The organism is Pseudomonas sp. VMV1, from assembly GCF_056790235.1.
Window position 1 is genome coordinate 376,685 of sequence record NZ_JBXGSE010000004.1, and the last position, 11,758, is coordinate 388,442.

11 protein-coding genes are annotated in these 11,758 nt (G+C 66.0%); 7 read left to right on the top strand and 4 right to left on the bottom strand.

All coding sequences use genetic code 11. The features are described 5' to 3' along the window. The first annotated feature begins 16 nt into the window (after positions 1–16). Together ACUCV0_RS16025 and ACUCV0_RS16030 are read left to right on the top strand one after the other, a co-directional pair. A complete protein-coding gene (locus tag ACUCV0_RS16025) occupies positions 17–1,066 on the top strand; it encodes a glycosyltransferase family protein (protein ID WP_482213113.1) in 1,050 nt (349 codons plus the stop codon). 26 nt (positions 1,067–1,092) lie between these two features. Then, positions 1,093–1,932, top strand: a complete 840-nt coding sequence (locus ACUCV0_RS16030; RefSeq protein ID WP_482213114.1) for a glycosyltransferase family protein — start codon at positions 1,093–1,095, stop codon at positions 1,930–1,932. Here the strand turns inward: ACUCV0_RS16030 and ACUCV0_RS16035 are convergent. Continuing rightward, positions 1,907–2,503 carry a serine acetyltransferase gene (locus ACUCV0_RS16035; RefSeq protein WP_434775856.1) on the bottom strand — a complete coding sequence of 199 codons (597 nt, stop codon included), beginning with the start codon at positions 2,501–2,503 and terminating at the stop codon, positions 1,907–1,909. The genes ACUCV0_RS16030 and ACUCV0_RS16035 overlap by 26 nt on opposite strands. Positions 2,504–2,607: 104 nt before the next feature. Between ACUCV0_RS16035 and msbA the strand changes: the two genes are divergently transcribed. From msbA to ACUCV0_RS16060, 5 genes are all read left to right on the top strand, one after another. Further along, positions 2,608–4,422 carry a lipid A export permease/ATP-binding protein MsbA gene (msbA, locus tag ACUCV0_RS16040; protein ID WP_323149306.1) on the top strand — a complete coding sequence of 605 codons (1,815 nt, stop codon included), beginning with the start codon at positions 2,608–2,610 and terminating at the stop codon, positions 4,420–4,422. Further along, positions 4,412–5,308, top strand: coding sequence for a GNAT family N-acetyltransferase (locus ACUCV0_RS16045; protein ID WP_482213115.1), 897 nt, complete (start codon positions 4,412–4,414; stop codon positions 5,306–5,308). Before msbA ends, ACUCV0_RS16045 begins: the two co-directional genes overlap by 11 nt. 1 nt (position 5,309) lies before the next feature. Further along, entirely contained in the window at positions 5,310–6,722 is a 1,413-nt protein-coding gene (locus ACUCV0_RS16050) for a PIG-L deacetylase family protein (protein WP_482213116.1), read from the top strand. Between the two features lie 91 nt (positions 6,723–6,813). Beyond that, positions 6,814–8,241, top strand: coding sequence for a bifunctional D-glycero-beta-D-manno-heptose-7-phosphate kinase/D-glycero-beta-D-manno-heptose 1-phosphate adenylyltransferase HldE (hldE, locus tag ACUCV0_RS16055; protein WP_271653995.1), 1,428 nt, complete (start codon positions 6,814–6,816; stop codon positions 8,239–8,241). Positions 8,242–8,294: 53 nt separating this feature from the next. Beyond that, positions 8,295–9,770, top strand: a complete 1,476-nt coding sequence (locus ACUCV0_RS16060; RefSeq protein ID WP_482213117.1) for a helicase HerA-like domain-containing protein — start codon at positions 8,295–8,297, stop codon at positions 9,768–9,770. A gap of 60 nt (positions 9,771–9,830) precedes the next feature. Here the strand turns inward: ACUCV0_RS16060 and lptF are convergent, their stop codons facing one another. From lptF to ACUCV0_RS16075, 3 genes are all read right to left on the bottom strand, one after another. After that, positions 9,831–10,604, bottom strand: coding sequence for a lipotoxin F family OmpA-related lipoprotein LptF (gene lptF / locus ACUCV0_RS16065; RefSeq protein ID WP_059313728.1), 774 nt, complete (start codon positions 10,602–10,604; stop codon positions 9,831–9,833). A 45-nt stretch (positions 10,605–10,649) separates the two neighbouring features. Further along, positions 10,650–11,081 carry a DUF4398 domain-containing protein gene (locus ACUCV0_RS16070; protein ID WP_007161972.1) on the bottom strand — a complete coding sequence of 144 codons (432 nt, stop codon included), beginning with the start codon at positions 11,079–11,081 and terminating at the stop codon, positions 10,650–10,652. Between the two features lie 268 nt (positions 11,082–11,349). Continuing rightward, positions 11,350–11,685, bottom strand: a complete 336-nt coding sequence (locus tag ACUCV0_RS16075; protein WP_059313729.1) for a hypothetical protein — start codon at positions 11,683–11,685, stop codon at positions 11,350–11,352. Positions 11,686–11,758: the final 73 nt, after the last annotated feature.

Below are 11,758 nucleotides of genomic sequence, written 5' to 3' on the forward strand. Positions count from 1 at the left end.
TTGCCGGCAGCTTTACATGCGCCCCACACGTCAACTCCTGTATTTCGTCTACGGCGGTGCTCAGGCTTATCGGCAGGAGCTCAAGTTCAGCCTGCTCAGTGCCCTGCACTGGCGACAAGGGCAGGACATCGCCATCCGCATCTTGACCGATCGACCGCAGGATTATCGCGCCTGGCCGGTGGACGTGCTGCCGGTCGACAGCCTGACCTTGAAGGCGTGGCAGGGGCAGCACGGCTATCTGCACCGTAGCAAGGCCTGCGCCATCGCCTGGGCGCTGCCCGAGGCCGACAAGACGCTGTTTCTGGATAGCGATACCGTGGTTCAGGCACCACTGGCGTCCTTGTTCGACAGCATAGATAGCCATCGCGGAATGATGGACATCGAGGAATGGTCCTGGCGCAAGGCTCGTGTCCGTCCCGAATTCGTCCGTTTCGCCGCCGCGCTGGCCGAGCGCGGGCAGGAGCCGGCGGATGAGACGCGGCTCTACAATAGCGGCGTCTGCGGCCTGGCACGGGTCCATCTGTCGCGGGTCGAGCGGGCGATCGCCCTGATCGACGACTGGCATGGTCACGACGACGAGGTCCATACCCTGGAGCAGATCGCCCTGTCGTTCAGCCTGGCCGATCTGTCCATCAGCGAGGCCCGGGGACCCATTCGGCACTACTACGCGGAAAAGCGCTTTCTGCACTTCATGCTGGCGCACTTCTTCGAGCGCTATGGCGAAGACTATTCGCCAGAGCTTGAACGCCATTGGCAGGAGGTGCCCCTGACCAAGCCGCTGCCCGATGTCTGGACGCGTCTGCGGGTGAAGTGGCAGCTGGCCGGACTGGACAAGCAGCGCGCGAGCCTGGGACGCAAGTTGCTTTATGGCTGTCTGGCGCCCCAGGACAGCTATGCCCGCGCCTGTCGTCACGTCTGGTGGGAGAGGGCGCTCAGCGAACGTCTCGGCGGTGGTGATCGCCAGGCCTTCGCCGAAGGCATCTGGCCCAACGATCTGCCGCGTCCGCATCTGGCCGACGAAGCCAGCGCGGCTCTCGACTACTTGCGCAAGCGGGTGCGCGGCTAGGCCCACGCCCTCTCAGGATTTTCTGCATGCGAACGCTCTTTCTCGTCGTCCTCTATGGCTTGCGCCCGAAGGAATCGGCCACCCTGAACAGTCTGCTGGCGCAGCCCGTCGCCAGCCTGCCGGCCGACAGTGCCCTGTTGGTCTGGAACAACGGGCCCCAGGCCCTGGAGGAGACGGAACGCCAGTGGCTGCTGGCCGCACCGGGCTGGGCGGAGGTGCTCATCCGGGAAGACCTCGGCAATCCGCCCCTGAGTCGGGTGTACAACGAGGCGCTGCGGCTGGACGCGAAACGCCTGGTGGTCTTCGATCAGGACACTGTGGTGGACGAGCGCTATCTGCAGGCGCTTGGACGGGAAGCCGAGTTGCTGGTGCCCCTGGTGCTGGGGGCGGGGGCCATTCGCTATCCTCACCAGTTCAAGACGGTGGTGACCGAGGAGGGGCCCCTGGATCCTCGGGCCACCGTCACCATCAGCTCTGGCTTGTGCCTGTCCCAGAGGTTGGCCGCGCGTATCGCTGCTCGCCATGGCGATGTCTTCGACGAGCGCTTTGCCCTCTATGGGGTCGACGTCTCCTTTTTCCTGAGGGTCCAGGCACTGGCCCGGGAAGCGTCCGTCGACTTGCTGTGTGCCGGCATACTGGATCATTCGCTATCCGAACTGGAAGCGGAAACCCCGGCCCAGCGGCGCTTTCGCGACATCGAGAAGTTCTACGTCGCCCTGCTGCTGCGGCTGCACTACAAGGGCGCCTCTCGCGGCAAGGTGCTGCGCTACCTCGGGCGGCAGTTGCTGGGCAACCGTCCCTATCTGTATGGCGTCCTGCCGCGGATGCTGCAGACCGTCTTCAGAGGCCGTCATCCCCGGGCGTAGCGCCGGGTAGCGGACGGATCACCGCCTCGTGGCGACTGTAGTAGAGGCTGTCGGCGGGGATGTCGCGCATGACCAGGGCACCGGCGCCAACCACCACGTTGTCGCCGATGGTCAGGTGGTCGCCAACGATGCAGACGTGGGCGCCAAGGCTGACGTTGTCACCGATGAAGATGCCCACCAGCCGCGCCGGATCGTCGCTCTTGATGCCTATGGTGGTGTGCTGACGGATCATCACGTTGCGCCCGATCACGGCCAGATTGGAGACACAGATGCCCATGCGGTGGGGGAGGCGCAGTCCCGGCGCGATGCGCGCGCCCAGCAGGATCTCGATATTGTGCTGGCGGATCAGCCGGCGATTGATCCGCTCGGCCAGCTTGCGGTAGTTGAGCAGGCCGCGTGGGCGGCAGTAGAGAAATTGCGCCAGGCGATACCAGAACAGAAAGCTCGGGCTCTCTTTCGCCGCCACGCGCCGCAGCAGGCGCTTGATCCGGATTGGCTTGCCGGGCGCCTCGAGCACCTCCACGCGCCAATGGTCCTTGAGTTCGGCAAAGGTGGCGATGAGCGGTTGCATGACGGACGTTCCGGAGCAGGGGAGGGCAAGCCTAGCGGAAAATCCGGCCGCTGGGTCGGCGGCGGGTGCGTGTTAACATGGCGCTTTTGCGTCACGACGAGACCATGAGCCAAGACTCCCCTGCACAGACTTCCAGCCTGAAGATCTATTTCCGCCTGCTCGGCTACGTGCGGCCCTACATCGGCATGTTCGCCCTGAGTATCGTCGGCTTTCTGATCTTCGCCTCCACCCAGCCGATGCTGGCCGGCATCCTCAAGTACTTCGTCGATGGCCTGAACAATCCCAACGCCTCCATGTTTCCGGGCTGGCCCATCGTCGGTGGCCTGCACCTGGTACAAGCGGTGCCGCTGATGATCATCCTGATCGCCGCCTGGCAGGGTGTCGGTTCCTTTCTCGGCAACTACTTCCTGGCGCGGGTCTCCCTTGGCCTGGTGCACGACCTGCGGGTGGCGCTGTTCAACCACATGCTGCGTCTGCCCAATCGCTATTTCGACGCCAACAACTCGGGCCACCTGATCTCGCGCATCACCTTCAACGTCACCATGGTCACCGGTGCCGCCACCGAGGCGATCAAGGTGGTGATCCGCGAGGGCATGACCGTGATCTTCCTGTTCGCATCCCTGCTGTGGATGAACTGGAAGCTGACCCTGGTGATGGTCGCCATCCTGCCGCTGATCGCCCTGATGGTGACCAGCGCCAGCCGCAAGTTCCGCAAGCAGAGCAGCAAGATCCAGTCGGCCATGGGTGACGTCACCCACATCACCTCCGAGGCCATCCAGGGCTATCGGGTGGTGCGCAGCTTTGGCGGCGAGACCTACGAGCAGCAGCGCTTCCTCGATTCCAGCATGGCCAACACCGACAAGCAGCTGACCATGACCAAGACCGGCGCGGTCTATACGCCCATGCTGCAGCTGGTGATCTACTCGGCCATGGCGGTGCTGATGTTCCTGGTGCTCTGGCTGCGCGGCGAAGCCTCTGCCGGTGACCTGGTCGCCTACATCACCATGGCCGGCCTCTTGCCCAAGCCGATCCGCCAGCTCTCCGAGGTCAGTTCCACCATCCAGCGCGGCGTGGCCGGTGCGGAAAGCATCTTCGAACAGCTCGACGAGCCCGCCGAGCGTGACGATGGCCGCGAAGAGCGCGAGCGCGTCCAGGGTCGCCTTGAAGTACGCAACCTGACCTTCCGTTACCCGGGCACCGACAAGCCCGTACTGGAAGGGATCGACTTCGCCGCCGAGCCTGGGCAGATGGTGGCCCTGGTGGGCCGCTCGGGCAGTGGCAAGTCGACGCTTGCCAATCTCATTCCGCGCTTCTATCAGCATGAAGAGGGCGAGATCCTCCTCGACGGCCTGGAGATCCAGGACTATCGACTGAACAACCTGCGCCGGCACATTGCCCTGGTGACCCAGCATGTCACCCTGTTCAACGACAGCGTCACCAACAACATTGCCTATGGCGACCTGGCCGGGGCGCCCATGGACCAGGTCAAGGCGGCAGCCGAGGCGGCCTATGCCGACGAATTCATCCAGCGCCTGCCGCAGCAGTACGACACCCAGGTCGGCGAGAATGGCGTGCTGCTCTCCGGCGGTCAGCGTCAGCGGCTGGCCATCGCCCGGGCGCTGCTGAAGAACGCGCCGCTGCTGATCCTCGACGAGGCCACCTCGGCGCTGGATACCGAATCCGAGCGTCACATCCAGGCGGCGTTGGACCGGGTCATGCAGGGCCGCACCACCCTGGTGATCGCCCACCGTCTCTCGACCATCGAGAAGGCCGACCTGATCCTGGTCATGGACAACGGCCGTATCGTCGAACGCGGTAGCCACCACGAGCTGTTGGCGCTCAATGGCTACTACGCGCGCCTGCACGCCAAGCAATTCGAGGAAGTCGCCCCTGCGGCGCCCGCGTCCCATGCTGAATAGATTCCGATTCTGGCGCGAACGCGGCTGGACGACGATTTCCGCCGCCGACTACGCCGCCACCTGGCAGCGCCATGGCGGCAGTGTCGCGACTCACCCCGAGATCATCGCGCGCCTGGCCGAGCTGGCCGGGATTCCAGTGCGTTACCTGGGCTGGCCCGGCGAGGATGGCTGGCAGGCCGCGGTGCCCTGTTGGGGGCGCGAACTGGCGCTCTCGCGCACCGTGCTGAAGAAACGCCGCCAGCGCGCCCTGTTCGACCTGGGCAACGCCGAGATCATCCTGCCTGCCGCTGCGGGCGCTGCTGCCCCCCTGCGCCAGCGCGCCCGCTACCTGTCGCCGCTGTGCGCCGAGCGCTTCGCCGGTCTGCGGCGGCAGAGCGAAGAGCTGGCCATGCTCCGTGAGCCGGAAGCTTGGTCGAAGAAGTTCCGTTACAACCAGCGCCGCGAGCAGCGGCTCTTTGAAGATGCTGGCGGCCGCGCCATACCCATGGCCGAACTGGATAGCACCGAGCAGGCGCGGATCTATGCAGAGCTGTTCGAGGCGCGCTGGGGCTTCGAGGTGCCGGGCAAGGAGCGCCTGGCCGAGGTGTTCGCCCTGCTGCGCGAATTCATGACCGGTTCGCTGCTGATGCTCGGCGAGCGCCCCGTGGCCATCCAGGTGCTCTATCGGGTGGAAGCGCCTGAATGGATCAGCGTCGAGTACGTCAACGGCGGTGTCGACCCCGCTTCCAGCGACCTGAGTCCCGGTAGCGTCCTCACCTATCTGAACACCCAGGCCGCCTGGCAGGATGCCCGGACCCTGGGCAAGGCGCTACGCTACTCCTTCGGCCGTGCCGACCGCGATTACAAGGATCGCTGGTGCCACCGCGTCACCGTCTTCGAGAGCTGAGATGAGCGCCCGCAAACAAGCCTTGCTCAAACGTCATCGCCGGCACAAGCGGCTGGCCCTGCTGGTCATCGTCGGGGTGCTGCTCGGCTGTCTGCTGCTGGGGCCCTGGTGGAGCGCGCCGCTGCTGGCGCTGCTGGTCTGGCTCGGCCACGAGGCCTGGTTCGCCGATCACCTCTTCTATTCGCCGCGCGACAACTACAGCTACCAGTTCCCCGCCGATACCCTGGTGCTGGGCCTGCATCTGCAACAGGGCCGGCTGGCGGCAGTGGAATTGCCGCCGGGCGAGCTGACGCTGTTCATGGAGTGCCGCCTGCGTGCCGGTTGGCTCGGCCGACTGCTGGATCCCCAGGTGCGGCTGCGGGCGGGCAACGATAGCGATCGTCAGGACTTCGAGCGCGGCGTGGCCGGGCGTCGCTATGTCAATCTCAGCGGTTACGCCGAGGCCCTGCGCCGTGGCGACTTGCACCTCTGGACCCGCTTCTGTCGCCTGCAAGGCGAGCTGCGTCTGCACGTCTTCGCCCAGCCGGATTTCAGCGCCAAGCGGGTGATGGTCATCGCGCCCCACGCCGACGATGCCGAGCTGGCCGCCTTCGGGCTCTACAGCCAGGTGCGGGAAGCCAGCATCGTCACCCTGACCCAGGGCGAGATCGAGGCCGAGCACTACCAGCGCCTGGGCCTCGACCGTCAGGCAGCCGCTCGGCTCAAGGGCCGGCTGCGCACCTGGGACAGCCTGGCCACCCCACTGTGGGGCGGGGTGCCGCCGGAGCGTTGCGTCCAGCTGGGCTACTACTGCCTGCAACTGCCGGCCATGCGTCAGGCGCCGGATGCCGCCTTCGGCTCCCGCGAGTCCGGTGACAGCGATGTTCGCAGCGCTCGTGGCCATAACGCCCTGACACTGCCTGGGGATGCCGATGGCGCCCCGACCTGGCCCAATCTGGTGGCGGATCTGGTGGCCCTGCTGGAGCACTTCCGCCCCGAGGTGGTGGTGCTGCCGCATCCGGAGATCGATCCCCATGCCGATCACGTGGCCAGCACCCAGGCCCTGCGCGAAGCCATGAGCGCGAGCGACTGGCAGCCCGAGTTCGAACTGCTCTACGCCAACCACCTGCACGACAACGATCGTTGGCCCATGGGCCCGGCCGAGGGCGGCATTGCCCTGCCGCCGGCCATCGATACGCCCACGCCGCTGGTACCCTGGAGTCCATTGCTGACGCCCGAACGGCGGCTGGACAAGGCCATGGCCCTGGGCATGCAGCACGACCTGCTGGTGCCGCTGCCGGCCAAGAAACGGCTGCGCCGCGCCATCCAGTGGCTGCTGGCCGGGCGCCGCTGGCCGCGTACCGGCGAAGACGAGTTCTTCCGCAAGGCCGTGCGCCGTCACGAGCTGTTCTGGATCAGCCGCCGCACGCCCTGAGCGCCCGGCGTCCCCACGGGCAGGCGCTTCCGGGGCGCCTTGGCCCCTATGCTATGATCGCCGCCATTTTCGCGCTTTGGAGCCTGTCCCTATGAAGCTGACCATGCCTCGCTTCGATCTCGCGCCGGTCCTGGTGGTCGGTGACGTGATGCTCGACCGCTACTGGCACGGCACCACCTCGCGGATCTCTCCCGAGGCGCCGGTACCCGTGGTGCGCGTCGACCAGCACGAGGATCGTCCCGGTGGCGCGGCCAACGTCGCCCTCAATATCGCTGCCCTGGGCGCGCCAGCCTATCTGGTCGGCGTCACCGGCCAGGACGAGGCCGCCGACGCTCTCACCGACAGCCTGAGAGCCGCCCATGTACAGGTGCGTTTCCAGCGCATCGCCCAGCAGCCGACCATCGTCAAGCTGCGCATCATGAGTCGCCATCAGCAGCTGATCCGCGTCGACTTCGAAGAGCCCTTCGACACCGATGCCCAGGCGCTGGCCTCGGACACCGCCGCCATGCTGGCCGGGGTCAAGGTGCTGGTGCTGTCCGACTATGGCAAGGGCGCGCTGAAGAACCATCAGGCGCTGATCCAGCTGGCCAGGGCGCGCAATATCCCGGTGCTGGCCGATCCCAAGGGCAAGGACTTTTCCATCTATCGCGGCGCCAGCCTGATCACGCCGAATCTGTCCGAATTCGAAGCCATCGTCGGCGTCTGCGCCGATGACGCCGAGCTGGTCGCCAAGGGTAATGAGCTAATGGCGCGCCTGGATCTGGGCGCCTTGCTGGTGACCCGTGGCGAGCATGGCATGACCCTGCTGCGTCCTGGCCAGGCGGCATTGCACCTGCCGGCCCGCGCTCGCGAAGTGTTCGATGTCACCGGCGCTGGCGATACCGTGATCTCCACCCTGGCCGCCGCCCTGGCGGCCGGCGAGGAGCTGCCCCAGGCCGTGGCCCTGGCCAACCTGGCCGCCGGCATCGTGGTCGGCAAGTTGGGTACCGCCGCCATCAGCGCCCCCGAACTGCGGCGCGCGGTGCAGCGCTCGGAAGGCTCCGAGCGCGGTGTCCTGACCCTGGAGCAGTTGCAACTGGCCATCGAGGATGCCCGTGCCCACGGCGAGAACATCGTCTTCACCAACGGCTGCTTCGACATCCTTCATGCCGGTCACGTGACTTATCTGGAACAGGCGCGCGCCCAGGGCGATCGGCTGATCGTGGCGGTCAACGACGACGCCTCGGTCACCCGCCTCAAGGGACCGGGTCGGCCGATCAACAGCGTCGACCGGCGCATGGCCGTGCTGGCAGGTCTGGGCGCGGTGGATTGGGTCATTCCCTTCAGCGAGAACACCCCGGAGCGCCTGCTCGAACAGGTACGGCCGGATGTCTTGGTCAAGGGCGGCGACTACAAGAGCGTGGAAGAGGTGGTCGGTGCCCAGATCGTGCAGGGCTACGGCGGCGAAGTCCGCATCCTCGGCCTGGTGGAGAACAGTTCCACCACCGCCATCGTCGAGCGCATCCGCAACCGCACCTGACCATTGCCGGCACTCGGGTTAAGCTGGGCGCAGAACCGTTACGGAGCTGCGCCATGTCCTCGACGCCTCAGCTGATCCTTGGTACCTGGCCCGATGGCCAACCCCTCGGTCATCCTCTCAAGCTGGCCAACCGCCATGGCCTCATCGCCGGGGCCACGGGTACCGGCAAGACCGTGACCCTGCAGCGCCTCGCCGAAGCCTTCAGCGAGGCGGGCGTCGCCGTGTTCGCCGCCGACATCAAGGGCGATCTCTGCGGCCTGGGTGCAGCCGGCACGCCCCAGGGCAAGCTGGCCGAGCGCATCGCTGTCCAGGGGCTACCGCATCAGTCCCAGGCCTATCCGGTCACGCTCTGGGACATCGATGGCCTGCGCGGCCATCCGCTGCGCACTACCCTGAGCGAGATGGGGCCGCTGCTGCTGGGCAATCTGCTGGAACTGACCGACAGCCAGCAAGCCGCCTTGCACGCCGCCTTCAAGGTAGCCGATCGTGAAGGCCTGCTGCTGCTCGACCTCAAGGATCTCAAGGCAGTCCTCAATCACTTGCGCGAACAGCCCGAAATCCTTGGCGAAGACCGCGCCCTGTTCACTGGCGCTTCGGCCCAGGCGTTGTTGCGGCGCCTGGCGACCCTGGAGCAGCAGGGCGCCGAGGCCTTCTTCGGCGAACCGGCGCTGCAACTGGAAGACGTACTGCGCCCCGAGGCCGATGGCCGTGGGCGTATCCACTTGCTCGACGCCACCCGGCTGGTGCACGAGGCACCCAAGGTCTATGCCACCTTTCTGATCTGGCTGCTGGCCGAGCTCTTCGAGCAACTGCCTGAGCGCGGCGATGCCGAAAAGCCGGTACTGGCGCTGTTCTTCGACGAAGCGCACCTGCTGTTTGGTGATACGCCCAAAGCCTTGCGCGAGCGCCTGGAGCAGGTGGTGCGGCTGATCCGTTCCAAGGGCGTCGGCGTCTATTTCGTCACTCAGTCGCCTGCCGATCTGCCGGACGCCATCCTGGCCCAGCTGGGGCTGCGCATCCAGCATGGTCTGCGCGCCTTTACCGCCCGAGAGCAGAAGGCCCTGCGTGCGGTGGCGGATGGCTTCCGCCCCAATCCAGCCTTCGATAGCCTGCAGGTGCTGACCGAACTTGGCATCGGCGAGGCCCTGGTGGGGAGCCTGGAAGATAAAGGCACTCCCGCGATGGTCCAGCGGGTGGCCATCGCGCCACCGCAGTCGCGGGTCGGTCCGCTGGGCGAAAACGAGCGCCAGACGTTGATTCGTCAGTCGCCCCAGGCGGGGCGCTACGACCGGCCGGTGGACCGCCAGTCGGCCTATGAGATCCTGCGCGACCGTCAGGCCGAGCGCCTGCCCGCAGAGGCGCCTGTGGTCGAGACGGCGCCAAAAGGGCAGGGTGGTGCGCTGGGCAATCTGGTAGGCGAACTGGCTGGCCAGGCGATCAGGAGCGCGGCCCGGCAGGCGGCGAATCAGCTGGGTCGCCAGCTGGTGCGCGGTCTGCTCGGGTCCCTGCTGGGTGGCAAGCGCCGCTAGCAGGAACTGCGGACAAAAAAAGACCCCGCCTAGGCGGGGTCTTGTCGTCCTACGCAGAGATTACATGCGCGGGGCGACCGGGTTGGCATCGTTGGAGATGGTCACTTCCACGCGGCGATTCAGCGCGCGGTCGGAGGCGTTGCTGTTGCTGGCCACGGGGAAGGCCTTGCCATAGCCACGGGTCTGGATGCGGCTCGGCTCGACACCGGCGCTGATCAACGCGGTCTGGATGGCCTGGGCGCGACGCTCGGACAGTTGCTGGTTGTAGGAGTCGCTGCCGACGCTGTCGGTGTAACCCTCGACGATCACCTTGCGCTCGGGATTCTGCTTCAGGTACTCGGCCAGCTTCTGAGCATTGGCATAGCCCTGGGGCTTGAGTTCGGCCTTGTTGAAGTCGAACAGCACATTGCCGAAGGTCACCACGGTGCCGCGCTCGGTCTGCTTGGCCTGCAGGGCATCCTGCAGCTGCTTGAGCTGGGCGGTACGAGCATCCAGGCGGGCCTGGGTGCGCTCAGCGTCGACACTCTGCATCTGGGCTTCGGTCATGCGCAGCTTGATGGTCTGCATGGCCGTCTGGATGCGCTGATTGGTCAGGTAGGCCAGCTGGTCGACGGTCTTCTCGTTTTCACCGTCCTTGTAGGCCTTCTCGGCCTTCTGCAGCCAGGTACCGGCGTCCTTGGTTTCCAGGGCGGCCAGCTGGGCAGCCTGGGGCTGGGACTCCAGCGCGGAATAGTCGGACTTGGCCTGTTCCAGGTTGGGGTTGGGCGGCGTGGAGCACGCGGCCAGGGCCAGGCTGAGCAGCGACACGGCAGGGATCAGAATGTGTTTACGCATGATGGTTGTCCTTTGAATTCGTGAAGGGAGGAAAGGGGCGGTCGCTTACTGCTGGACCTTCTTCTGCAGGTTCTGCTGGAGCTGCAGGTTGATCTGACCTTCCTCACGGATCTGCTGGATGCTGTTCTGGGCATCCTTCAGTGCGGCGTCGGCCTTGGCGGCCTGGGTCTTGCGGGTGGCCAGGCGGGCATCCCATTCGGCCTGTTCGGCCAGTTGCTTGGCTTCGTCGTACTTCTCGTTGGAGAGCGCGGTCTGGGCCTGCGTCCACTTGTCCTGGGCGGACTTGGTCTCGATGGGCGCGAACTGGTTGCCACCGGAGCTGACGGCCTCGTTGACGGCGGACTGGGTCACGGCCATCTGCGCGGTCGGCGGATTGCCGGCGCAACCGGCCAGCAACAGCGAGCTGCCCAGCGCGAGGGCTGCCAGTTTCAGGGTGCAGGCTTTGGACAGGGACTTTTGGGCAGTGGCACTCTTCATGGATTCAAGCTCCGTTGTTGATCCTAAAAGCACGCCGCCGGCACGGGCAGGGCGGGCGCCTTGTCAGTAAAAGCCGCAAGTGGAAGAAAGCCCTGCCCGGTCCTTTTTGGGGGCCGTAGTGGGCGCTGGTAACCAGCCCTCGTCCAGCGCTGCGGTCTGATCCTGTGACCGCTCATCCGCCAAGAATGTTCACTGGCTATCGAATTTCGCCCGACGCCGAAGTGCTTGGCAGAGCGGTAGCGCCGTAGGTAAAGGTGCAGGTCGGCGTCTAGACGCCGTCTTTCGTCTGCAGCTGATGCAGGTGCTTACGCGCCAGCTCGAGGAAGCGCGGCGTCGTCCCGGCGTCCGCGTACAGGGGGTCACCCAGTTCGTCCGTGGCGACCACCTCGTCCCCCTTGACGTAGGGAAAGCTGGCTTCGAGTTCCTCGAACGCCGCCGCCAGCAATTCGCTGAGCAGCGCTTCGGGGGTGCGCTGGGGGTAGAGCTCGCACAGGGCTTCGAGACGGGCAGCGGTCTCCAGTTCCAGGTCGAGACGGTAGCTGCGGGTCGCGCCGGATGCGGGGGTCTGCTGCTCCCATTGGTGAGCGAGTTCGCGAATCTTCATGGCATCTCCGGAAAGGTTAGGCAAAGGTCGGATGGTCAGCCCGACCACGGCTGGGCACCCTGCAAAAAACCGG

Coding starts and splice junctions, on each gene's coding strand:
- msbA (WP_323149306.1), top strand. CDS start 2,608: ATGAGCCAAGACTCCCCTGCACAGACTTCCAGCCTGAAGATCTATTTC.
- ACUCV0_RS16025 (WP_482213113.1), top strand. CDS start 17: ATGCGCCCCACACGTCAACTCCTGTATTTCGTCTACGGCGGTGCTCAG.
- ACUCV0_RS16035 (WP_434775856.1), bottom strand. CDS start 2,503: ATGCAACCGCTCATCGCCACCTTTGCCGAACTCAAGGACCATTGGCGC.
- ACUCV0_RS16060 (WP_482213117.1), top strand. CDS start 8,295: ATGTCCTCGACGCCTCAGCTGATCCTTGGTACCTGGCCCGATGGCCAA.
- ACUCV0_RS16070 (WP_007161972.1), bottom strand. CDS start 11,081: ATGAAGAGTGCCACTGCCCAAAAGTCCCTGTCCAAAGCCTGCACCCTG.
- lptF (WP_059313728.1), bottom strand. CDS start 10,604: ATGCGTAAACACATTCTGATCCCTGCCGTGTCGCTGCTCAGCCTGGCC.
- ACUCV0_RS16050 (WP_482213116.1), top strand. CDS start 5,310: ATGAGCGCCCGCAAACAAGCCTTGCTCAAACGTCATCGCCGGCACAAG.
- ACUCV0_RS16030 (WP_482213114.1), top strand. CDS start 1,093: ATGCGAACGCTCTTTCTCGTCGTCCTCTATGGCTTGCGCCCGAAGGAA.
- hldE (WP_271653995.1), top strand. CDS start 6,814: ATGAAGCTGACCATGCCTCGCTTCGATCTCGCGCCGGTCCTGGTGGTC.
- ACUCV0_RS16075 (WP_059313729.1), bottom strand. CDS start 11,685: ATGAAGATTCGCGAACTCGCTCACCAATGGGAGCAGCAGACCCCCGCA.
- ACUCV0_RS16045 (WP_482213115.1), top strand. CDS start 4,412: ATGCTGAATAGATTCCGATTCTGGCGCGAACGCGGCTGGACGACGATT.